This window comes from Pontibacter rufus (genome assembly GCF_015694705.1).
Lineage (GTDB): Bacteria > Bacteroidota > Bacteroidia > Cytophagales > Hymenobacteraceae > Pontibacter > Pontibacter rufus.
The window spans coordinates 275,083-295,742 of sequence record NZ_JADQDR010000007.1 but is presented as its reverse complement, the minus strand read 5'-3'; the positions used below and the strand labels follow the sequence as shown (position 1 = coordinate 295,742).

The window sequence follows — 20,660 nt, the reverse complement described above, 5'->3', positions numbered from 1 at the left end:
ACCCTACAGCTGGCCTATAGCGGGTGCTGTTAAAAGTATAAAGTAAAATGCTCTTCAGGTTGTGTGCTGCGGAAAAAGACGAGTCCGACAAAGTATAAATCCACCGTTTGGCGCACTTGCGGGTGCTTTTTAATTTGCCGCCAGGCCCGCTTCATCTCCCCGGACCAGTAGATATCATCAACTACAAAAACGCTGTTTTCATGATGTTTGGCCAGGCAGGCATTAAAGTAGCGCAGGGTAGGTTCGTAGCGGTGGTTGCCATCAAAGAAGGCGAAGTCCAGCGTGTTTACCGTTTGCAGTTGCCCCGCAAGCGTATCATCCAGGTTGCCCTGTACTATGCTGATATGCTGCAGCCCCAGCTGTTGAAAATTTCTTTTTGCCTCCTGCGCAATATTGGGGCAGCCCTCAAAAGTATAAACCTGCGCCTGTTGTCTCGCTTCGGCCAGGTAAGCAGTCGTAATGCCGAGCGAGGTTCCCAAATCAAAAATAACGGCCGGCTGAAAACGGTTAACCAGCCGGAACAGCAGCTGCCCATACTTGGCTGGCTTTGCCGAGGTGTGTGCTATATCCTTTATTTTACGGGTGCGTTTTTGGCCGGCTCTGGAGCCGGCGCCATAATCGGTAACCTGCAGCGCGCGCTGGTCTTGCAATAACTGTATGCGCAGATCTTCTACGCGCTTGTAGGCTGCAAAAAAGCCGTTGTGCCGGATAACGTTGTGGTATAAGTCGAAAATGAAAGGGGAGTGGACGCCATGGAGCTTAAACGCACGCAGGCGGTACAGCAGGAAATCTACGGCTAATCTGAAGGAGGACACAGGGAACGAATCAGTGAATTAAAGATTTGCAAGCGGGAAAGGAAAGTCTAACAAAAGACAAATGGCTTAAAGCACGCATGCTTATCAGGAATGACTTATACTTCATTCCGGCGGCGCATCATGATTTATAAAGTATAGAAGACCTCGCAGCGTGCGCACCTGCCCCGTAGCATTTCGGGGGCTCCTGCAAGTGTCTGATTCAGGTGCAGGATGAATGCGAAGTATCAACTATTAGCACAAAAGCTGTCTTCAAATCAGTTAAGCTTATACGGTACGATTAGCGTAAACTCCGGGATGGTGGCGTTAAACTGCTTGCCGTCCACGAGGCGCTCCATCAGGTAAGTGCCGCGCATTTTGCCTACCCCCGTCTTCAGGTTGCAACCCGACACGTATTCATGCGATTCGCCGGGCTCCAGTGAAGGCTGCTGGCCAACCACGCCTTCGCCCTCCACTTCGCGCACTACGCCTGTAGAGTCGTGGATGTACCAGTGGCGGCGCAGGAGCTTTACAGTGAAATCGCTGTTGTTCTCTATCTTTATCTTATAGGCAAAAACAAAGTGCTGCTGTACCGGGCTCGAGTAGTCGGGCAGGTAGTTGGTGGTAACCGTAACTTTTACACCTTCAGTTGTTTTTGTATCCATGTCTCAGCGTTTTATGTATAAGGAGGAACCATAGGTTTGCAACGTGGCGATGTATTCCCTTATTTGCAACTCACCTTCCTGACCCCTTACCCATGACTGTAAAGATAGAAGAAAGCTGGCAAAAAGTGCTACAAGATGAATTCGAAAAGCCTTATTTCAAAAAGCTTGTATCCTTTGTTAAAGACGAATACGCCTCCCAAAAAGTTTATCCGGCGGGCAGCCAAATGTTTAATGCCTTTCTGTTGTGCCCCTTCGATAAGGTGAAGGTGGTGATACTGGGGCAGGACCCCTACCACGGGCCAAACCAGGCAAACGGACTGGCTTTTTCTGTAAGCGACCAGACGCGCATCCCGCCGTCGCTGCTGAATATTTTTAAGGAGATTAAGAGCGATTTGGGCAAAGACATGCCGGCCACCGGCAACCTGGAGCGTTGGGCGGCGCAGGGCGTACTGTTGCTGAATGCTACCTTAACGGTAAGAGCCGGCGACGCAGGCTCGCACCAGAAAAAGGGTTGGGAAGAGTTTACGGATGCCGTAGTGCAGAAAGTGAACGACCTGAAGGAGCACGTGGTTTTTATGCTCTGGGGCGCTTACGCGCAGAAAAAAGGTGCTTTTATAGACGAAAGCAAGCACCTGGTGCTGAAAGCGGCGCACCCTTCGCCCTTTGCTGCCGACCGCGGCTTCTTCGGAACACGCCATTTCAGCAAAGCCAACCAATACCTCGAAGCGCACGGAGAAAAGCCCATAGACTGGTAAGGTATAAACTGATTTATGTGCATTTTATACTTGCTGTGGCTTAAAGCGAGCAAGTATGGCTCTGTAAGAAACTTAGTTCAAAGGAATTTTGGATGCCCTTGCTGATATGTCTGTTTAGCTGTTCAGGTATAAATCGCTGGTGAGAACGCCAACAATGGCGGAAAAGTCTTAAAGTAATTTTTGTAGAGCTTTAGTCGTTTTATTTTCTGATTATTGTTCGCATTTAAACTTACAAGAAGTTGCTTTTAAAGCCAGCTTGCGCAAATTAATTCTTATTAGTCACGGCCAAGGTTAAAGTATTTATGAAGTTGGGGTATTTGAATAATGTTAGGTTCAATTAACCCCAAAAGCAAGATAAAAACTTATAGCTGAAAGTTTAACGTCCAGCCACAATTTTATAAACATACTGTTGTATGCAGCTCTCAAGAGCTTCCAATTTCAGGATTTATAAATTTCAATACACTAATAGTATCGTTTATATTTCGCAGCAATGGTTTATCGGCTTTTGCTCGGAAAAGTCTTACATTTTGAGCAACTTCTTTTGCCGCTTCCTTGCTAATCAATCCGCTACTTGCGAGAGTTTTATAGGCAAGCAGGATAACATACTTTGTGTAAAGTTGGGATGTAATTTTAGCAAGCTTATTTAACAAGGAAAGACATGACGGATTCGGCCTTAACTCAACCGAATATGCCAATCCTAAATACATTCCTTCCTTTGGATACTTAGTTAAAAGCTCGTCTTGAGGTAAGTTGTGGCTTATAATAATTTGCCCCATCTTTCTCCCAATCTCTGCTTTTAGTTTTAGCCTTTCAGCGTAATCAGGAACACTAGTCCTCTCAATGAACGAGTCGACTAGTTCTAATAACATAGCATGAGAGCTCTCAGTATCTAGAGGCATTGCTTCTTTTGTAAACGTTTTTAAACTAACAGCTAGTTTTACATCTTCAATTCGTTCTTGGGTATTGGTTAGTTCTTGTTGAGTGGATTCGACTTGCTGTTTTGTTTCTTTAGATGTTTGCTGTGCTTGTTTGGCTGCTTCAAGTATTCTTTCACCAATTGTATTTATGAATCTTCTAGAAAAGATTGCAGCAATTAGACAAAATCCAGCAAAAATCAAATAACTGATGTTGTCATATTGTTCAGTGTCCTTTATTAAATCACTTGCAATCATTTTAAGAAAGGCTGGGACTAAAAACGCAGATCCAATTCCTAAGAGTACATACTTTAGTTTTACCCGTTTGTCCTTGTTCTCGTTAGCAACCGTATCAAAATTATGAAGGTAATTTAGATATCCACCAAATGCTCCACTGCAGAGCATAATTCCTATCAGCATTAATAAGTGAATATTAATATGGTTCATCTTTCAAAGCAGCTATTTTATTAATTGCACACAATTTGTGTATATACGGAATTATTCGGCTTATCTGCACTATACCTTGAATGCAATCAGCTAAATCTCCTGACATTTATCTGGTGATAGACAATGTAGCAAATGTTTTCAAACGAATCACTACCAAAATATACCTAACCAAAAAGCCAGACCATAGGTCTGGCTTTTCAAGTATAAGGGAAACAGCTTATTCTATTATATTAAACAGCCTGTCCCACCGGATTTTACCGAAGCCGCTGCCTTCCGGGTTCACCGACATCCAGATAAGCACTGCTTTGCCTACGATGTGGTCTTTCGGCACATAACCCCAGAAACGGGAGTCCTCAGAGTTGTGGCGGTTGTCGCCCATCATAAAGTAATAATCCTGTTTAAAAGTATACTGATGTACCTCCTGGCCATCCTTGTACAGCTTGCCATCCTTCACAGTGTATCCTTCGTTGTGCTCATAGTCGAGTATAACTTTCTCATAGAAGGGGAGCGAGGCAGGTGTTATGGCTACTGTGGCTCCTTCTTCCGGAATGTAGATAGGGCCATAGTTGTCTTTGTTCCATACATACTTGCTCGGCACCTGCGGAAACACTCGCGGGTCGGCTTCGCCCGGCAGCTCTTTCAGTAGCATCACATCTTTGATGATGGGAAGCTGCTTTATCTCAGCGGCCAATTCTGGTGTGGCATCTACGGCATACCCTCCTTTAAAAGGGTATATATCCTTCAAGTTGATATGGCGATCCTGAAAAAATTTATCTTTGAGTTGTATTTTCGGCACTATTGCGTACTTGTACTGCATTTTCCCGGGGTTGTCAATAGGCTTGCCGTCAATGTATACCTGCATGTCTTTTACCTGCAGCGAATCGCCGGGCAGGCCGATACAACGCTTGATGAAGTTGGTGCGCAGGTCTGCAGGGTATTGGTCTTCAACCGGATGGTTAAAAACTACCACGTCAAAGCGTTTTACTTCTGAAAAACCCGGCAGGCGGTACGACTTCAGCTGAATAGCATCGGAATAAGCAGGAATGTCAGTGCCCCAGATGACCTGGTGCGTTAGCGGTATCTGCAGCGGCGTCATGGGCGTGCGCGGGCCGTAGTGCAGCTTGCTCACAAACAGGAAGTCGCCCACTAGCAGCGACTTCTCCATGGATGGCGTAGGAATGGTATATGCTTCAAATGTAGCCCAACGGATAAGACTGGCTGCGATAACGGCAAACAGGATGGCATCGCCCCACTCGCGCAGGAAGCTTTTTTTCTTCTTCTCTTTTTTTGTTTCAGGTTTATTACCCAAAAATTTTACTTTCATCTGCTTAAACTAGAATTACAGGTTCAGCATGTCTTTCATGCCGTAAACGCCTTTGCGGTTTTGCAGCCATTCGGCGGCCATCAGCGCACCTTCGGCAAAGCCGGCGCGGCTGTGGGCAATGTGGCCAAGTTCAATGGTATCTACTTCAGAGGTATAGGTAACAATGTGGGTTCCTACCACATCGGGCGCACGCTCCGAAGTTATGTTTAATTTACTTTCTTCTTCCGGATTATCACTTACCCATCCGCTCAAATCCTTATAACTGGCTAAAATGCCCTCTGCCGCTGTAATGCCGGTACCGCTGGGCTTATCGACCTTCTGCAAATGGTGTACCTCTTTTACAGCTACCTGGTAAGCTTTATAAGCCTGCATTTTGCCGGCAATGTACGCATTAAAGTGGAAGAACAGGTTTACGCCCACGCTATAATTGGAAGCATAGAAAAAAGCGCCGTTCTGCTGGCGGCAAAGTTCCACTGCCTCCTCATAATGGTCTAGCCAGCCCGTGGAGCCGGCAACAACGGGTATGTTGTTTTTGAGGCAGTAGCTGATGTTGCCGAAAGCAGCTTCGGGGTGCGTAAACTCAATGGCAGCGTCTACCTGTCCGGCCGTATACTTCTGCAAATCTGCCGTGTTGTGGTAATCAATAATGCCGGCAATCTGGTGGCCTTTTGCAAGGGCCATCTGCTCGATGGTTTTGCCCATTTTGCCATAGCCTATCAGTAAAATTCTCATTTTGGTCTGGAAGTAGTATAAAGTGTAAGGGTGAGGCCGGGCGTATAGCCGGTTGCGTGCGGTACGCGCATCAGGCCCGGCTGCACGCGCAGGCTCAGATCTTCGCTCACGTCAAAATCTTTCAGGTAAGCATGCACGTAGGCTTCCGCTATTTGCAGGCCATAAAAGCCAATGGAAAGCAGGATGGTTAAGTCGCGGTTGCGGCGGTAATAATCGCGTGCGAAGCGGATATTCTGTGAGCCCCTGGATACATTAATGCCATAGATGGGGCTGCTCACATACTTATCAGTGGAGTCGGCCCGCTGAATAGCGGCCAGCCGGAAGTCCTGGTATTTGTTGTTGTTGTCGATCAGGTAATAACCCAGCACTGCAACTGTACCGTAAATAATGGGCAGCTTCCAGTAACTCTTGTTGTAGATCTGTCCTCCGCCGGGAAACACCGCCGAATAAAAAGCTGCTTTTGCGGGGCGGTTCCACTTATCCAGGAAAAAAGTATTGTCGGCCTTTGCTGTATCAGCCACAGGCAGGGGCACGATCACCGAATCCGGGCCCTCAGTTACTACCTGCCCCGAAGCAGGGGAGGCCGTAAAGTATAAACCTATACTTAGCGCCAGCGCCGCGGTGTAACTTTTAAGCCTCATGCACATTAGTAATTTAGTATTTCCAGAATGCGGTTCAGCTCATCCACCGACACAAACGGAATCTTTATTTCGCCTTTGCCTTCGTTGTTGGCCTTGACCAGAATTTTGGTGCCGAACTGCGAGGAGAGTTTTGTTTCCACGCCTTTCAGCTCTTCGTCATACTTGTTAAACGAGAGTTTCTGCTGCGGATCGGGTTTTTTGTTAGCGTTTTGCAGGTTCCGCACCAGCTCTTCCACCTTGCGCACCGACAGCTCTTTGGCAACTACTTCTTTGAATACATCCAGCTGCTTTTCCACAGTGTCAATGTTAATCAGGGCCCTTGCGTGGCCCATCGAAATCACATTGTCGCGGAGTGCAATTTGTATATCCGGCGGCAATTTAAGCAGGCGCAGGTAATTGGTTACGGTCGTGCGTTTTTTCCCCACGCGGTCGCCCAGTTCTTCCTGTTTCAGGCTGCATTCGGTCAGCAGGCGCTGGTAGGAGAGGGCTATTTCAATAGCGTTGAGGCTTTCGCGCTGGATGTTTTCTATCAGCGCCATCTCCAGCATCTGCTGGTCGTTGGCTTTGCGGATGTAAGCAGGTATCACCGTCAGGCCCGCTATTTTAGCCGCCTGGTAGCGGCGTTCACCCGAAATCAGCTGGAAGCTTTGCTGGTCCAGCTGGCGCACGGTAATGGGCTGTATGATGCCCTGTATTTTTATAGATTCGGCCAGTTCTTCCAGCGCCGCCTGGTCAAAATGCGTGCGTGGCTGGTAAGGGTTGGTCTGGATCTGATCAATAGCGATATCTGCGATGGTATTAACAGTGTTAATGGTTTCAGAATCAATTTTGCCGGTATACTTGTTGCCTTCCAGCAGGGAATTAAGGCCCCGGCCAAGGCCGCCTTTGCGTTTTGCAGCAGAATTTTTGTTATCAGACATGTACTCTTTTAAAATTATTTTGCCAGCGCCACGCTGTTTTTCTCTGCAATTTCGCGTGCCAGGTTCAGGTAGCTCAGGGCGCCTTTGCTTTCGGCATCGTGCAGCAGGGCTGGTATGCCAAAGCTTGGCGACTCGCTTAGTTTCACGTTTCGGGGAATAATCGTATCGAATACCATCTGCTGAAAGTGCGTTTTTACTTCTTCCACCACCTGGTTGCTCAGGCGCAGGCGCACGTCATACATCGTCAGCAGGATGCCCTCAATAGCCAGCTCCGGGTTCAGGCGCGACTGGATGATTTTGATGGTATTGAGCAGCTTGCCCAGGCCTTCCAGCGCAAAATACTCGCATTGTACCGGAATCGCCACCGAATCAGCTGCCGTCAGCGAGTTTACCGTAATCAGTCCCAGCGAAGGCGAGCAGTCGATGATGATGTAATCGTACTGCTCTTTCAGGCTGCTGAGGGCTTTGCGCATCTTTTCCTCCCGGTTGGGCAGGTTGATCATCTCTACTTCCGCACCCACCAGATCGATGTGCGACGGAATCAGATCCAGGTAATCGATAGAAGGCGACTTCAGGATAATGTCTTCTGCCTTCACGCCTTCCACCATGCACTCGTAGATGCTGCTGGTAATGGTCGCTGGATCGAAACCCAGGCCCGACGTGGCATTTGCCTGCGGGTCTGCGTCCACCAAAAGTGTTTTATATTCAAGAGCTGCCAGGCTTGCCGCCAGGTTAATGGCGGTGGTGGTTTTTCCTACCCCACCTTTTTGGTTGGCAACTGCTATAATTTTTCCCATGCTATACTTTATAGGTTTATTGTTTGACCTATCTCCATTAAAATAAGTTCCTTACCTGCCAGCTGCGCCACTTCCTGCACCTCTTCTTTGTCTATCCTGATGTAGGGGAAAGTATCGTAATGCATCCCAATTATTTTATCCACCTGCACAAAATCCGCAGCAAGCACGGCATCGTGTATGTCCATGGTAAAGTTATCACCGATCGGAAGCAGGGCAAAATCCAGGTCAAATTGCTCTGGTATGAGTTTCATGTCGTACGTCAGCGCCGTGTCGCCGGCAAAGTAAAAGGCTTTGTTCTCGGTTTCTACCACAAAGCCGGTGGCCACACCGCCGTAAGCGCCATCAGGCATAGAACTGGAGTGGATGGCTGTTACCATTTTCACTGTTCCGAACGGAAGCGTTACCTTGCCGCCGGGGTTCATGGGATGCGTTTTCTCCACACCTTTATCGCCAAACCAGTTGGCTACTTCAAAGTTGGCTACCAGCGTGGCGCTGTTGTTTTTAGCAATGCGTTCGGCATCCGCCACATGGTCGCTGTGGCCATGCGACAGCAGGATAAAGTCCGCTTTTATACCATCTACGTCTATTTCTGCGGCCAACTCGTTGGGCGAAATAAAAGGGTCAAATAAGACGCGGTGTTTATCTATCTGGATGAGAAAGCAGGATTGCCCGTAGTATGTTATTTGCATAATGTTGCTGGTTTAGCACTTCAGCTATGTACTTTTAACAGCTGAAGCCTGCACAAAGATACAATTTTTTAGCCACTTTAAGCGACGCAACTCAGAACGCGCAGCGTATTTTTATCCACACTTCCGGCGGTTTCCGGCACCTTTTGAGCGGCTGATAAAATAGGAACGGACAAAGGGATTTCAGGTATAAGCAGTCCGAAGTACTTACTTCTTCAGCCCCTGATACCATCAGCTTAAAAGTAATCCATACTGTGTTTTGTTATCCTGATAGTTTCCTGTTAATCACACACAGGATCTTTTCAGAATGGCTGTATACAATAAATATGTCTTTAATTATTGTTCCAGTACTTAATTTTAGTTATCATGCCTCCGGGAGAAGGCTTCTTGTCCGGAAAGAAATAATGCTGGCTCCGGGCAATCACCTCTGTGCCTGATTATACATGAAGGGCTATTTTACAGACATATGAAGACGGCCTTAAACACGAATTATCTTTATTTATACTTTAAACTTCCTAAACATCTTAAACATCAATTAATGACAGGTATGAAACTCCGCTTTGCTTCCTCCGGTGTGCCGGTTTGGAAAGCAAAGAACCTACTGCTGGCCTTGCTCACCCTTCTGGCTACCAATGTGTTTGCTCAAAAAAATATAATTATTCCTATCGAGTCGAAAGATAATGCGCTGGTGCTGCAGGTAGGGGAGGATAAAAGGGTCGGTATCATCTACTTCGGCAAAAAACTACAAAACACTGCGGAATATCAACATATACCGGGCATGTATAAGCGGGGAGATGATTACTCTGGCGTGCTGAATGCTGCCTATACGTCGGCCGGTTCGCGCAACCTGGTAGAGCCTGCCATACAGGTAACCCATGCAGATGGGAACACCTCGCTGGCCCTGCTGTATGTGAGCCACCAGGTGCAAAAGGAAAACGATAATGTCTCCACCACCAGCATTCTGCTGAAAGACCCTGTGTACAATTTTGACGTGACGTTATACTACAAAGTATACAACAAGGAGAATGTGGTGGAACAATGGTCAGCCATCCGGAACAACGAAAAAGACAGTGTAACCTTACATAAGTATGCATCGGCCAATTTATACCTATCAGCAGAAGATTACTGGCTGGGCCACTACCACGGCGACTGGGCCAAAGAAATGCAGCCTGAAGAAGAGCGCCTGACGGCCGGCATAAAAGTACTGGATTCCAAACTGGGCACAAGGGCTAACCTGTACCAGCCGCCTACCTTTATGGTGTCGCTCGACAAGCCTGCTACCGAGGAAGAAGGCAGCGTGTTGTATGGCTCGCTGGAATGGACAGGAAATTTTAAGTTTGACCTGGAGGTAGATCCGCTCAACAACCTGCGCATCATTGCCGGTATCAACCCGTTTGCCTCTGATTATGCGCTGGCCCCAGCCCAGGAGTTCAAAACACCTCCTTTCGTGTATACTTTCTCGGACAAAGGAAAAGGCGAAGCCACCCGGAACATGCACAGCTGGGCCAGGAAGTGTAAAATCCTGAACGGCACCGGCTCGCGCCTGACGTTGCTCAACAACTGGGAAGCAACCTACTTCGATTTTAACGAACCAAAGCTCACAGAGCTCATCGAAGCAACAAAGAAACTGGGTGTGGACATGTTCCTGCTGGATGACGGCTGGTTTGCCAACAAATATCCGCGCAACAGCGACAGAGCCGGCCTGGGCGACTGGCAGGAGAACGTGAAAAAGTTGCCGCACGGCATTGGCTACCTGGTAAAGCAGGCAAAGAAAAACGGCGTGAAATTCGGTATCTGGGTGGAGCCGGAAATGGTAAATCCGAAAAGCGAACTATACGAGCAACACCCGGACTGGGTAATCCGGCAGCCTAACCGCCCCGAACACCTGTACCGCAACCAACTGGTGCTGGATTTGAGCAACCCCGAAGTACAGGATCATGTGTTTGGCGTGCTGGACAGGATACTGACGGAGAACCCTGGTGTCGCTTTTTTTAAGTGGGATTGTAATGCCGTGATTTACAACGCCAACTCCGCTTACCTGTCGAAGCAGTCGCACCTGTATGTGGAGTATGTACGGGGTTTTTACAAAGTGCTGGAGCGTTTCCGGGCCAAGTACCCCAACCTGCCCATGATGCTGTGCTCGGGCGGCGGCGGCCGTGTGGACTATGGCGCTTTGCAATATTTTACCGAATTCTGGGTGAGCGACAATACCGATCCGCTGGAGCGGATTTTCATGCAATGGGAATACTCTTACTTCTTCCCGGCCATTGCCCAGGACAACCATGTGACGGACTGGGGCAAACAACCGCTTAAATTCCGGACAGATGTGGCCATGATGGGCAAACTCGGCTTTGATATTGTGGTGAGTAAACTGGGTAAGGAAGACCTGAAGTTTGCGCAGGATGCCGTGGATACGTATGAGTCGTTTAGTGACGTGGTATGGCACGGCGACCTGTTCCGGCTGGTAAATCCGCAAAAAAATGACTTCGCTTCGCTGATGTATGTAGATGATGCGCAAAGCAAAGCGATTATGTTCAACTACCTGGTCAGCAACCGTTATGGTGCCGGCAGTTTATCTCCTGTAAAGTTGGGGGGCTTAAAACCGGATAAGAAGTATCGCATAAAAGAAATAAACCTTTACCCGGGCACCAAATCCACCTTAGCGAATGATGCTGTTTACTCCGGAAATTACCTGATGACCATTGGTATTAACCCGGATGTAAATGCCCGCCGCGCCAGTGTGATTTTGGAAATAACTGAAGCAAAGTAAACAAATCCAGGTAAGATGTCTTTCATAACAAGGAGGCTTTGCTGTAGCAAAGCCTCCTTGTTATTTTGGTAATAATTACATCGGGATTCAGGTAAAAATAATGGTTCTGTTGCGGTGCACGAATACCTGCTCATTCAAGACGAGCTTCAGCGATTTGGCCAGCACCATCTTCTCTACGTCTCTTCCGGCCTGGGCCATTTCTTTGGCATTGTGCGTATGGTCGGTCGGGATAACACTCTGCGCAATAATGGGGCCCTGATCCAACTCATTGTTGACAAAGTGGGTAGTGGCCCCGATAATTTTTACGCCCCGTTCGTAAGCCTGCGCATAAGGATTGGCGCCTACAAAAGCCGGCAGAAAAGAGTGGTGGATATTGATAATACGATTTGTGAAATGCGAAACGAAGTTTTCGGAAAGAATGCGCATGTACTTGGCCAGCACTATAAATTCGGGGTTATACTGCTGCACTGCCACCAGTAATTCTGCCTCATGCTCCTCCCTGCTTTTGCCCTCATGGCTGATGTGGCGAAAAGGAATATCAAATTTCTTTGTCAGTTCTTCCAGAGTAGTATAGTTGCTGATAACAGCCAATATGTTGGCATTGAGCTCGTCAAAAGCATGGCGGATCAGCAGATCACTCAGGCAATGGTGTTCTTTGGTGGCCAGCAAGACGATATCTTTTTTTCGCTTGCCCGTAAGCTTAATCTCTGCTGCTTCCGGTAAAACTGCTTTTAGTTCGTCTGATAACTCTTCTCTTTCAAAATCACCGGAGAACTCTGTTCGCATAAAAAAGTGGTTGGAATTTCTTTCAACAAACTCACCATTGCTAATTACATTCAAATCATGCTTATACAGCACCCTGGTAACGTTGTAAACAAGTCCGCGCTGATCGGGGCAGTTGATTAAGAGTATGTGTGATGTCATGTTATACTTTATTCAGGTATAAAGCCGGTTTAAAAATTTGGTCTGGATGTGTGTTACAGAACTGGTTGCTAAGTTGATTTCAGGCAGCGCCTGGGTCAGCTACAAAAATAACAGAACTTCCGCAATGTGTGTACTTCTCCATAAAAACGGCCATTGTGTATGTGTCTTGAACAACGAGTGTTGGTCTGAAAACGCAACAAGCGCAGCCAGGTATGATCCCTGGATAAACTGGCAGGACAGTAAAAAAGGGCAGCTGCGTGTGCAACTACCCTTTTATTATAAAAACCTAAAGCTCAGGAACATTACTTAGAGAGTGCTTTGTCCTCCGGGCCGCTGATTTCTTCTCTCGTTGGTTTCATCGAGATCATCGATTTCTACATCTGTTTTCCGAACGGTGCCCCGAACTGTTTCATCGCGCGATTCGGTTTCCTTGTTCAGGCTCACTTCTTCCACCACGCGGGCTTCCTTGTTCACTACCGGAACTTCGGCATGCTCTATGATGGTGGTTTCGCCTTCTTTGAAAGCGGCAAAATCCTGCTCGCTGGCCGGCCGGTTTACAGCCCTGCGTTCTACATTAATATGTTCTTCGCGGAGGCGCAGATGTTCTTCTACCGGGCGTTCCACAATGCGGCTCCTTAGCCTTACACCACCGGTTTCTACTTCACGCTTGCCTACCTCCATTTCTTCTTCTATCACTGGTATCGAAGAATTCGATTTTATCCAGTCAGCTCTGTTTTCCTGCGGCATGCTGCGGTACTGTTCTGCTCTTTTATCTACATCTATTGCGCCACACTGATCCAGTAGCTCGGCTGCGCGTTTGGCTTCTTCCTCAGACTGGGCGTGAACCGTCAGCACTGCGCCATGGCGGGCCACTTCCGCATACTTGGTTGACTCGTCGCTGTCGCCAAAAAGTGAACCGAAGAAGTTATCGGTTTCGTCATTATCTCTGTTTCTGTCTGTCGCTAATGTATTTGTGCCGGTTGTATTACCTGTTCTCTCGTGGGCGCCATTAACAAATAAATCTATATTATTATCAGGAATACCGCTTTTCATAAGCTTTTGAGCGGCCATTTGTGCGTCTATTCCATAATCGAAAATTCCTATTACTGTTTGCTTTTCCATAGTTAGTTTTTGGTTTAATGTTACACAATTTCAGATCTGGTTATCAGACCTATACAGGGCGGCTTTCACCGTTATCTTCCCTGTTAATATTTACTTCTTCTCTGCGCAGGGTAACCTGCTGTTGCTCGTGGGTGCGTACCATGCGTTTAGTTATGTGCAGCTCTTCTACCAGCACCAGGCGCTTGATTACGACCGCTTCTTCGCGCATAACGGGTATAATTGTTACATCGCCTTCGTAACGTACTTCAGGCGCTGCTTCTACCTGCCTGTTAATAGGCACCCGCTCTACGCTGACTTCTTCGTGCACGGTAGGAGCATCTACATTAACGCTTTCTTCGTGTACTTTTTTAGCAATATGCACGCTGCCGGTTTCTATTACCTGCTTGTCTATGCGTATCTGCTCTTCGATAACGGGGATAACCTCAGAAACCGGTAGAACTTCAGCATCCCCTGGTTCCGCTGTTTGCCTGATCTCAGCATCCGGTTGCAGCGGCCGGCCATCATCTTGCTTTCCGGCCATACTCTCCCGCAGTTTCTGGTCGAATTCAGATTGTATTTCTTCTTTGGATATTTTGCTCATCGTCTTTCTTTATAGCCATATCAAAATATAGCTTTTACAGGTTTATTTACACTGCATACTTGTTATATTTTGTACGGCGCATTTGGATTTGCGTTCGGAACAATCTGAATAAAGGTCCTGAAGCAAGCCCTAAAACAGGCTGGTTTAAGATGTGAGCAGGTAAAAAAGAAGTGAATATACCTGAATATCTGGCAGATATAGCAAGTGCCATAAGAAGGGGAGGAACTGCTAAACAAAACTTAACCGAAACAGCAGGTTTGCCCCCGCTGAAACTTATTTTAGATGCTCCTCTATATATAAAATGTATTATTCCAGGTTTATACCCTGTAGCAAATGGCGTTGATGTTCATACCTGCTCCCACAGAGGCAAACAAAATCACATCGCCGGTGTGCAGCTTGTGCCGTTCGTCTTTCCCGCTTCTTACCAGGTCGTAGAGCGTCGGAACGGTGGCTACCGAGCTGTTGCCGAGGTAATGGATGCTCATGGGCATGATATTGTCTGGTGCCTGGGGTAAATCATATAATTTGTACAAAGCTTGAATCATGCTTTCATCCATTTTTTCGTTTGCCTGGTGGATAAATGCCTTTTTTAAATCTTTTATGTCGATGCCGGCCTTGTCCAGGCAACTCTTCATCGCCTCTGGCACCAGCTTTATAGCATATTCGTATACTTTGCGTCCTTTCATTTTGATGTACCGGATACCGGCATCATAACCTGGCGCGTAAGATTTATCCATGTTGATGAAGTAGGCTTCCTGTACGCTGTGGCTGAGGGTGCAACTGGCCAGCATGCCGCTGCCGTCTTCCGGAACTTCGGTGTACTCCACCACTGCAGCGCCAGCCCCGTCACTGAATATCATGCTGTCCCGGTCATAGCTGTCGATAACGCGCGAGAGCGTTTCAGCGCCGATAACGAGCGCTTTTTTAGCCAGGCCGGCTTTAAAGAAAGCATCTGCATGAATCATACCCTGTATCCATCCCGGACAGCCGAACAGGAGATCGTAGGCCACGCAGCCGGGGTTCTGTATTTTCAGGTTGTGCTTTACGCGGCTGGCCAGGGCAGGCACCGCATCCGATTGAAAAGTGCCTTTTACCACATCGCCAAAGTTGTGCGCTACTATAATATAGTCCAGCGTTTCAGGATCAATGGCGCTGTTCTGAATTGCTCTTTCAGCAGCAATGGTCGCTATATCCGAAGTAGTTAATGTATCCTCCACATAACGCCGCTCGGCAATGCCCGTTATCTTCCGGAATTTTTCTACTATAACTTCTGTCGGGGAGTTGATGGGCGCCTTATCTTCCGTATAAAATTTATGCGCCGTAAAATCCTGGTTTGTCTTAACTTCTGTTGGGATATAACTTCCTGTTCCTGTAATAATGGAGCGCCACATGGTCATCGGTGTATAATGGGAATAAGCCTTTCCCCAAGCTTTGCCGGGGAAGCTTAGGTGCATACAAGGTATTTATAAAATTTACAGGTAGCAAAATTTTATACTTGCTAATCAGGAATGATTTGGGAAAGTATGGCTGGCAACTGGTATTCTTGCCAGGCTGCCTTGTTTTTGTGCTTAGCTGATTTGGAAACCATGATGGCCCAGCGGGCTGGTGTATACATAGCCTGAAGCACCAGCGATGGTTTGTATGACCCGTGTTTTTTACTCTACTTTCTTCTTTGCTTCCTTAAGCCCATTATTATAAGCTTTATCATTGAGCAAACTATCTGTTACCGAAATGTTCAAATTAATTAGCTCTCCAGAGTTCTTGAGCTGGAAAAACCTATAATGAACTACGCCTGTCAGAATACAAGCTGCTAAAACCCCTTTCACTTCTGTCTTTCTGATATTCGGCCACTCACTGAATCCCTGCACTTTTCGAAAACTGTTATTATTGTTTCTAAACAAGTACAGGTTGTACGTTTCATTGGATCTTGTCCCTGAATCGTGATAGACCAACAGATCTTTATAGCCATCACTGTCCATGTCCCTAAATTCAATGTACAGCATACTACTTGAAACCGAGTCTGTCATTATGACTTCATTGTCTCTGAATAAAGCCATACTTGTATTTAATTCATCATTTGAGTTCTCATCAAGCTTTAGAATTACCCGGAACTTATGCTGGCTCACTATCCAAATCGAGTCAAGTGTGCTCTCCTGAGAAAAGCAAAGATTCCATGTAAGAATGGTCAATACTAATGTTAGTAGAGTTTTCATTTAATTATAGGCGGCTCAACGTTTAACAGGCTGCGACCGAAGCTTTGTTCATGTGCCTTGTTAGGAGAGTTTATTTTTCTTCTTTTATGAACACCAGTTCTTGTTCTGGCTTTGGGTCTTCTTTTTTCCAAGGATGATACCTAAGCACTACTCTATCTCCTTCACTACTTATCCGAAAGCTTAACTGTCGATTCATACCATCCAGTTTAAGTTCGTAATAGTCCCATTCTGTAGTTCTCCATCTACCTTTATCATATTGAGACAATTCAGGTAAAGAATCCATAAGGTATGTGCTATCAGCTTTGAGAATTAACTTAATCTGTCTCTCTCCCTTCAAGCTATACTCACCATAAATCAATCCTTTAGTTTTATTATGATGCTTGAAGCTCGAAAGCAGGTATAATGCAGGTATGCATAAAGACAGAACACCGAAAATAAACCTACTCTTTCTACTGCTATACTTCTTTGAAAGGCTAGTTGCAATAAGACCTATACCAATAACTGGAAAGAGAATAAAGAGAAAGAGAGAAACGAATCCTTCCATTTTATATAATTGTAATCACTCCTAACCTTTAGATTAGGAGTAGTTATTTTTCTTTTTTATTCACGTCAAAATATTCTAAACTTATTTTGAAGCTGTTTATGTCAGAATTTAAATGTCTTTTTGCTTCTGAAAGTGCTTCGTTCTTTCTCCTTTGGGAATCTTTGTGCTTTATATAACTAGTTAAAATTTCAACTTCCTTGTTAAGAGTATGATGAATTCTTCCTATCGCGTTTACTTTGTTAAAGTTAATATCGGGAAAATATCTTGATTCATTTAAAGCGTTTATGACTTCAATAGCTTGATTTCCTAATCTATCAAGATTGTACCTATCATCGAATGTGCAAGATGATATTTCCGACAAAATCTTATCTAGTTTATCACTTTGTTCTTTATAATAAATTATCTCTAAAATTTTACCTTTAATTATTTCACTTGGATAACCTTGATTTCCCCAATCAATATCTCTTTCAATATTATCTATATCAAATTCGAATAATAAGTTGTCACCAGGAATTTCTATTTCTTCAATTTTATTAGTCCAGTATCTTCTTTGTAAACTCTGTATTTTGCCAACTTTATTGAAGAAATATGGAGGTTCGGTAATATCCTGACCATCTGACGTGAACTTGATTTTTATTTTTCCCATAAGTATTTTTTTAATTACCCCTAACGTACTGGGCTATGCGGCGGCGACGCTGCCGTATAGGTGTGGTTGTACTTCGAAATTTTTTATTATTGACCAATTTTAAATCGGCTTCTTATCTCTTCTGGAATTCGAACCCAAATATGCTCTGGCAGACCAAAGTCTTTCTCTTTTAAAAGCTTACCGTTATCCCAGGTCGTGGCTAAATCCCAGTAGGCAATAAAGAAATTTGGTTCGTTAATAAATTCCATCCAACCATCAGCAACTTGGTTGTCTTTTTCGTCATAAACTGCGATTCCTGAAAAATTCTCAATTGAGCCATCTAAATATTCACTGTCGTGTCCTTCAATACAGCTTTCTGACCAGTCGAATTTTAATTGCTCATTCTGGACACCGTAATTTTTCAAATCCTCTTTAAGCTGTTTTTCAACCAAACTTCTTAGTTCTTTACCCATTATGGTTGAAAGTCCTAGGTCATTATAGTTTGGTTTCATTTTAATTTCTTTTGTGGTACAACTACTGTATAGCAGGAACTACTCCTGCTAGCTGCACTATATATGGAAGTGCTGTAGCCTGTTTTATCATAGGTTGCCGGATCTTGTATACTGCTTAGCTAATATAGCAGAAAATTGTACATTATTCCAGTGCTCGATGCTTTTTTCTGGCGGGCCGCCTTCCTGGGGCTTTATGCTTTAACTCAAGTGGAGTAACTCCACGAAGAGGGGTTTGTTGACGGCATCAACTACCAGCTGCCCTTATCATATTCCTGTCTGTCTATGGAATCCATCCAGCACTTTTCAGAAATCCGATCAGTTGCGGGTCGCTGGCGGATATGGCCGGAAGCCAGTCGCGCACCCGCTCCCGATGCCACCAAAGCCCCTGGGGGTGGCCGGGCTTTGCAAAGGTATAACGATACAATACTGCCCGGATATAGCGTGGCGGCCTGTTGGGGAAGGGGTTGCCGGCAAACAAACTTACAGCGCCGGGATCATTGTGAAGGAGTTTCCAGACAAGATGGAGCGTCCAGGGATATTGATTGTGAGACGACATAGCGGCAAACCACATTTGCCAGTCCAGATGCAACTGGTAGGGTGCTATTTGTGGCGGCCGCTCGTCTAGGAAAACAGGCAGCCCTTTGTAGATATAAGGTTTCCAGTTGGCGTCATCGTCCGGCTTCTCGTCCATGGTTCCTTCAAATATCACGTTTAAACGTTCCCTTCCCACCATTCCGAATGCGCCATAGGTATTTACGAGGTTAAGCGGGTCGTAAGAGGTGTTCATGATTTGCCCCGGCGACAACATATTGAGGGCAGGCCGGATGCTCAGGAGTGCAATAACAGCCATTATCACCCAGGTGGTGGCAAGCATGGGTCTGGATACTTCCGCGTTATCTGCTGCGGCTTCTGCCATACGTACCAGCGGCCGGGGAAGAAGCCTGGACCAGAAGCCATCATCGAAACAGGCTAAAGCCGGAACGATCGTCAGCCAGTTAAAAAACGCAAGATTGCCGCTCAGGATAATGCTTACCTGGAATAACACGATCACCGCTCCCGCTATATGACGTGCCGGTCGTGGCCAGAAGACGAACCAGGGGGCTATAAGTTCGGCCAGGTTATTGAACCAGACGCCGGCTTTCAGAACGGCGTGGGGTAAAAAGTGGAACCACCGGCTCAGCGGGCCAGGTATAGGCTGTGTTTCGAAATGGTAAAAAAGGGCAGTGGCATTACGCCATATTTGATCTCCCCGGAGTTTGATGAGGCCGGCGCCGAGCATGATGCGGAAGATCAGCCACCGGAATAAAACAATGACAGCCATAGGTGGCGCCCGTCTGGGAAACGGGCGCAGATCAAGCAGGGGACAAAGAAAAATGGCGAGAAAACCGGTTTCAAGAAGCTGGAATTCCCACGCATATCCATACCATTCCTGTCCTACATGCACCAGCGACATGTAGAGAAACCAGAGCACCGCAAGCAGCAGCGCATTTGCAAAGCCGACCACTACTATACAGGAAAGTACAAACCCCAGCCAGGCAACAGTTAAAAGTGCTGTGTCAGAATGCCAGAACCAAAAAAGTGAGGGCAGGCGCACGAAACCGGCAGCATCCGACCCGAACATAACGCTTATTTGCTTCAGGTAAATATTTACAGGGAGGAGCCCATGCGCACCTATCAAAGGAACTATCTGGTTGATGGCCACCAGAAAGGCTACTGCGTAAACTATGCCCAGCAGGCGAAGCATCACAAAGCGGGTAAGCCAATAGGTTGGCGGCGTGCCTGTCACACGAGGGGCTCCCTGGGCTTCGTTATCCATTTCGTTTTTAACTGATGGAGAATAATACTTCTGTTGCTTTCCTGCAGTTGGCCGGCTATGAATACCTATACATCATTATCCATTAATTGCCGGCCGTTCTGCCTGCACCATACTTTTGAGTTAAACTTCCCAAACGGTGCCTTCCTGCATATACGTATGAATCGCCTGTTGTTTTATGTTCATTTCATCTTGTTTTGTAATGAACCAGCTTCAGGAAGAGGCAATTTGCCGCTGGTATGCAATGGTCTGGGCTATGAAGTGGCGTAGCTACTTTATAGGTGTTGTTGTACGCCCGGTTTTTTCTTTTCAGTCTATTGGTTTCCATTTTCCTTTCTTGAAAAATACATTATAAAATTCTGGCGAGTTAAATACCAAATAAAAGCTCCAGGCACTTCTGTAGGTTGTCGGATTACTTGTCAGAATATGGTGTGTCGGTTGTTTCATTTCAATAATAAGTCTGGCAGAGCGATGGTATTCTGGATTGGTCGTCTTTATTGTCCCGCGATAAGTCTTTATTATTTTCTCTTTATCTGTTACATGAAAGAAGATTGAGTCTTGGTCAGTTATTTCAAATCGGAAATGATTGTATTGCCAATCTGTTTGTATTCCCTTAAAGTAATCTCTGTTTACCACATATTCTCCATAGTAGTCGTCTTTTTCCAATTCTGTTTTTGAAGCTAACCAACGTACAATTCCCGACAACAAGACAAGTCCAAAAATCCCAAGCCAAATGAAACCGAGTATTTTACCAATTAACAGTTTTTTCGACAAGAGCCATGCAATCAATAAAATTCCTGTCAATGGGACAAGAATGAATATGAAGAATAAGTTAAATCCAAATCCCATTTTGATTACTTGGCTGTTTTTTAGCTGCCGCGCAAC

At 46.0% G+C, this 20,660-nt stretch carries 21 protein-coding genes; 2 read left to right on the top strand and 19 right to left on the bottom strand.

Annotation, left to right across the window (positions count from 1 at the left end):
* Positions 1 to 29: 29 nt before the first annotated feature.
* Positions 30 to 815, bottom strand: a complete 786-nt coding sequence (locus I2I11_RS13790; RefSeq protein WP_196268300.1) for an O-methyltransferase — start codon at positions 813 to 815, stop codon at positions 30 to 32.
* 254 nt (positions 816 to 1,069) lie between these two features.
* Entirely contained in the window at positions 1,070 to 1,456 is a 387-nt protein-coding gene (gene apaG, locus I2I11_RS13785; protein ID WP_196268299.1) for a Co2+/Mg2+ efflux protein ApaG, read from the bottom strand.
* Positions 1,457 to 1,548: 92 nt separating this feature from the next.
* Between apaG and ung the strand changes: the two genes are divergently transcribed.
* Positions 1,549 to 2,211: a uracil-DNA glycosylase gene (gene ung, locus I2I11_RS13780; RefSeq protein ID WP_196268298.1), complete on the top strand. Its 663-nt coding sequence runs from the start codon at positions 1,549 to 1,551 to the stop codon at positions 2,209 to 2,211.
* Positions 2,212 to 2,633: 422 nt separating this feature from the next.
* Here ung and I2I11_RS13775 read toward each other — a convergent pair whose 3' ends face one another.
* From I2I11_RS13775 to I2I11_RS13745, 7 genes are all read right to left on the bottom strand, one after another.
* Entirely contained in the window at positions 2,634 to 3,572 is a 939-nt protein-coding gene (locus I2I11_RS13775) for a YEATS-associated helix-containing protein (RefSeq protein ID WP_196268297.1), read from the bottom strand.
* Positions 3,573 to 3,789: 217 nt separating this feature from the next.
* Positions 3,790 to 4,896, bottom strand: coding sequence for a signal peptidase I (gene lepB / locus I2I11_RS13770; RefSeq protein ID WP_196268296.1), 1,107 nt, complete (start codon positions 4,894 to 4,896; stop codon positions 3,790 to 3,792).
* Between the two features lie 15 nt (positions 4,897 to 4,911).
* A complete protein-coding gene (dapB, locus tag I2I11_RS13765; RefSeq protein ID WP_196268295.1) occupies positions 4,912 to 5,628 on the bottom strand; it encodes a 4-hydroxy-tetrahydrodipicolinate reductase in 717 nt (238 codons plus the stop codon).
* Positions 5,625 to 6,269: a DUF5683 domain-containing protein gene (locus I2I11_RS13760; RefSeq protein ID WP_230680276.1), complete on the bottom strand. Its 645-nt coding sequence runs from the start codon at positions 6,267 to 6,269 to the stop codon at positions 5,625 to 5,627. The genes dapB and I2I11_RS13760 overlap by 4 nt, the downstream gene beginning before the upstream one ends.
* A gap of 5 nt (positions 6,270 to 6,274) precedes the next feature.
* Positions 6,275 to 7,189: a ParB/RepB/Spo0J family partition protein gene (locus I2I11_RS13755; RefSeq protein WP_196268294.1), complete on the bottom strand. Its 915-nt coding sequence runs from the start codon at positions 7,187 to 7,189 to the stop codon at positions 6,275 to 6,277.
* A 14-nt stretch (positions 7,190 to 7,203) separates the two neighbouring features.
* Positions 7,204 to 7,986 carry a ParA family protein gene (locus I2I11_RS13750; protein WP_196268293.1) on the bottom strand — a complete coding sequence of 261 codons (783 nt, stop codon included), beginning with the start codon at positions 7,984 to 7,986 and terminating at the stop codon, positions 7,204 to 7,206.
* An 8-nt stretch (positions 7,987 to 7,994) separates the two neighbouring features.
* Entirely contained in the window at positions 7,995 to 8,675 is a 681-nt protein-coding gene (locus tag I2I11_RS13745; RefSeq protein ID WP_196268292.1) for a metal-dependent hydrolase, read from the bottom strand.
* Between the two features lie 544 nt (positions 8,676 to 9,219).
* Between I2I11_RS13745 and I2I11_RS13740 the strand changes: the two genes are divergently transcribed.
* A complete protein-coding gene (locus I2I11_RS13740; protein ID WP_196268291.1) occupies positions 9,220 to 11,442 on the top strand; it encodes an alpha-galactosidase in 2,223 nt (740 codons plus the stop codon).
* 87 nt (positions 11,443 to 11,529) lie between these two features.
* On the opposite strand, the gene purU is transcribed toward I2I11_RS13740, so the two are convergent.
* The 10 genes from purU to I2I11_RS13690 all read right to left on the bottom strand — a co-directional run bounded on the left by purU (position 11,530) and on the right by I2I11_RS13690 (position 20,624).
* A complete protein-coding gene (purU, locus tag I2I11_RS13735) occupies positions 11,530 to 12,366 on the bottom strand; it encodes a formyltetrahydrofolate deformylase (protein ID WP_196268290.1) in 837 nt (278 codons plus the stop codon).
* Between the two features lie 306 nt (positions 12,367 to 12,672).
* Positions 12,673 to 13,488, bottom strand: coding sequence for a YsnF/AvaK domain-containing protein (locus I2I11_RS13730; RefSeq protein ID WP_196268289.1), 816 nt, complete (start codon positions 13,486 to 13,488; stop codon positions 12,673 to 12,675).
* Between the two features lie 49 nt (positions 13,489 to 13,537).
* On the bottom strand, positions 13,538 to 14,068 hold the full coding sequence (locus I2I11_RS13725; protein ID WP_230680275.1) for a YsnF/AvaK domain-containing protein: 531 nt from the start codon (positions 14,066 to 14,068) through the stop codon (positions 13,538 to 13,540).
* A 317-nt stretch (positions 14,069 to 14,385) separates the two neighbouring features.
* The gene (locus I2I11_RS13720; RefSeq protein WP_196268334.1) at positions 14,386 to 15,459 is read right to left on the bottom strand and encodes a 3-oxoacyl-ACP synthase III family protein; all 1,074 of its coding nucleotides are present in this window, start codon (positions 15,457 to 15,459) and stop codon (positions 14,386 to 14,388) included.
* A 264-nt stretch (positions 15,460 to 15,723) separates the two neighbouring features.
* A complete protein-coding gene (locus tag I2I11_RS13715) occupies positions 15,724 to 16,281 on the bottom strand; it encodes an XAC2610-related protein (RefSeq protein ID WP_196268288.1) in 558 nt (185 codons plus the stop codon).
* Between the two features lie 70 nt (positions 16,282 to 16,351).
* Positions 16,352 to 16,825: a hypothetical protein gene (locus I2I11_RS13710; RefSeq protein ID WP_196268287.1), complete on the bottom strand. Its 474-nt coding sequence runs from the start codon at positions 16,823 to 16,825 to the stop codon at positions 16,352 to 16,354.
* A 43-nt stretch (positions 16,826 to 16,868) separates the two neighbouring features.
* Positions 16,869 to 17,471 carry a hypothetical protein gene (locus I2I11_RS13705; RefSeq protein ID WP_196268286.1) on the bottom strand — a complete coding sequence of 201 codons (603 nt, stop codon included), beginning with the start codon at positions 17,469 to 17,471 and terminating at the stop codon, positions 16,869 to 16,871.
* A gap of 86 nt (positions 17,472 to 17,557) precedes the next feature.
* Positions 17,558 to 17,962 carry a hypothetical protein gene (locus I2I11_RS13700; RefSeq protein ID WP_196268285.1) on the bottom strand — a complete coding sequence of 135 codons (405 nt, stop codon included), beginning with the start codon at positions 17,960 to 17,962 and terminating at the stop codon, positions 17,558 to 17,560.
* 280 nt (positions 17,963 to 18,242) lie between these two features.
* Positions 18,243 to 19,778, bottom strand: coding sequence for a lipase maturation factor family protein (locus tag I2I11_RS13695; protein WP_196268284.1), 1,536 nt, complete (start codon positions 19,776 to 19,778; stop codon positions 18,243 to 18,245).
* Positions 19,779 to 20,084: 306 nt separating this feature from the next.
* Complete coding sequence (locus tag I2I11_RS13690) at positions 20,085 to 20,624, bottom strand: hypothetical protein (protein ID WP_196268283.1); 540 nt, start codon at positions 20,622 to 20,624, stop codon at positions 20,085 to 20,087.
* Between the last annotated feature and the right edge of the window lie 36 nt (positions 20,625 to 20,660).

Bases quoted from the DNA above. Each gene is read 5' to 3' on its own strand.
- apaG (WP_196268299.1), bottom strand. From the start codon at position 1,456: ATGGATACAAAAACAACTGAAGGTGTAAAAGTTACGGTTACCACCAAC.
- ung (WP_196268298.1), top strand. From the start codon at position 1,549: ATGACTGTAAAGATAGAAGAAAGCTGGCAAAAAGTGCTACAAGATGAA.
- I2I11_RS13775 (WP_196268297.1), bottom strand. From the start codon at position 3,572: ATGAACCATATTAATATTCACTTATTAATGCTGATAGGAATTATGCTC.
- lepB (WP_196268296.1), bottom strand. From the start codon at position 4,896: ATGAAAGTAAAATTTTTGGGTAATAAACCTGAAACAAAAAAAGAGAAG.
- dapB (WP_196268295.1), bottom strand. From the start codon at position 5,628: ATGAGAATTTTACTGATAGGCTATGGCAAAATGGGCAAAACCATCGAG.
- I2I11_RS13760 (WP_230680276.1), bottom strand. From the start codon at position 6,269: ATGAGGCTTAAAAGTTACACCGCGGCGCTGGCGCTAAGTATAGGTTTA.
- I2I11_RS13755 (WP_196268294.1), bottom strand. From the start codon at position 7,189: ATGTCTGATAACAAAAATTCTGCTGCAAAACGCAAAGGCGGCCTTGGC.
- I2I11_RS13750 (WP_196268293.1), bottom strand. From the start codon at position 7,986: ATGGGAAAAATTATAGCAGTTGCCAACCAAAAAGGTGGGGTAGGAAAA.
- I2I11_RS13745 (WP_196268292.1), bottom strand. From the start codon at position 8,675: ATGCAAATAACATACTACGGGCAATCCTGCTTTCTCATCCAGATAGAT.
- I2I11_RS13740 (WP_196268291.1), top strand. From the start codon at position 9,220: ATGAAACTCCGCTTTGCTTCCTCCGGTGTGCCGGTTTGGAAAGCAAAG.
- purU (WP_196268290.1), bottom strand. From the start codon at position 12,366: ATGACATCACACATACTCTTAATCAACTGCCCCGATCAGCGCGGACTT.
- I2I11_RS13730 (WP_196268289.1), bottom strand. From the start codon at position 13,488: ATGGAAAAGCAAACAGTAATAGGAATTTTCGATTATGGAATAGACGCA.
- I2I11_RS13725 (WP_230680275.1), bottom strand. From the start codon at position 14,068: ATGAGCAAAATATCCAAAGAAGAAATACAATCTGAATTCGACCAGAAA.
- I2I11_RS13720 (WP_196268334.1), bottom strand. From the start codon at position 15,459: ATGTGGCGCTCCATTATTACAGGAACAGGAAGTTATATCCCAACAGAA.
- I2I11_RS13715 (WP_196268288.1), bottom strand. From the start codon at position 16,281: ATGAAAACTCTACTAACATTAGTATTGACCATTCTTACATGGAATCTT.
- I2I11_RS13710 (WP_196268287.1), bottom strand. From the start codon at position 16,825: ATGGAAGGATTCGTTTCTCTCTTTCTCTTTATTCTCTTTCCAGTTATT.
- I2I11_RS13705 (WP_196268286.1), bottom strand. From the start codon at position 17,471: ATGGGAAAAATAAAAATCAAGTTCACGTCAGATGGTCAGGATATTACC.
- I2I11_RS13700 (WP_196268285.1), bottom strand. From the start codon at position 17,962: ATGAAACCAAACTATAATGACCTAGGACTTTCAACCATAATGGGTAAA.
- I2I11_RS13695 (WP_196268284.1), bottom strand. From the start codon at position 19,778: ATGGATAACGAAGCCCAGGGAGCCCCTCGTGTGACAGGCACGCCGCCA.
- I2I11_RS13690 (WP_196268283.1), bottom strand. From the start codon at position 20,624: ATGGGATTTGGATTTAACTTATTCTTCATATTCATTCTTGTCCCATTG.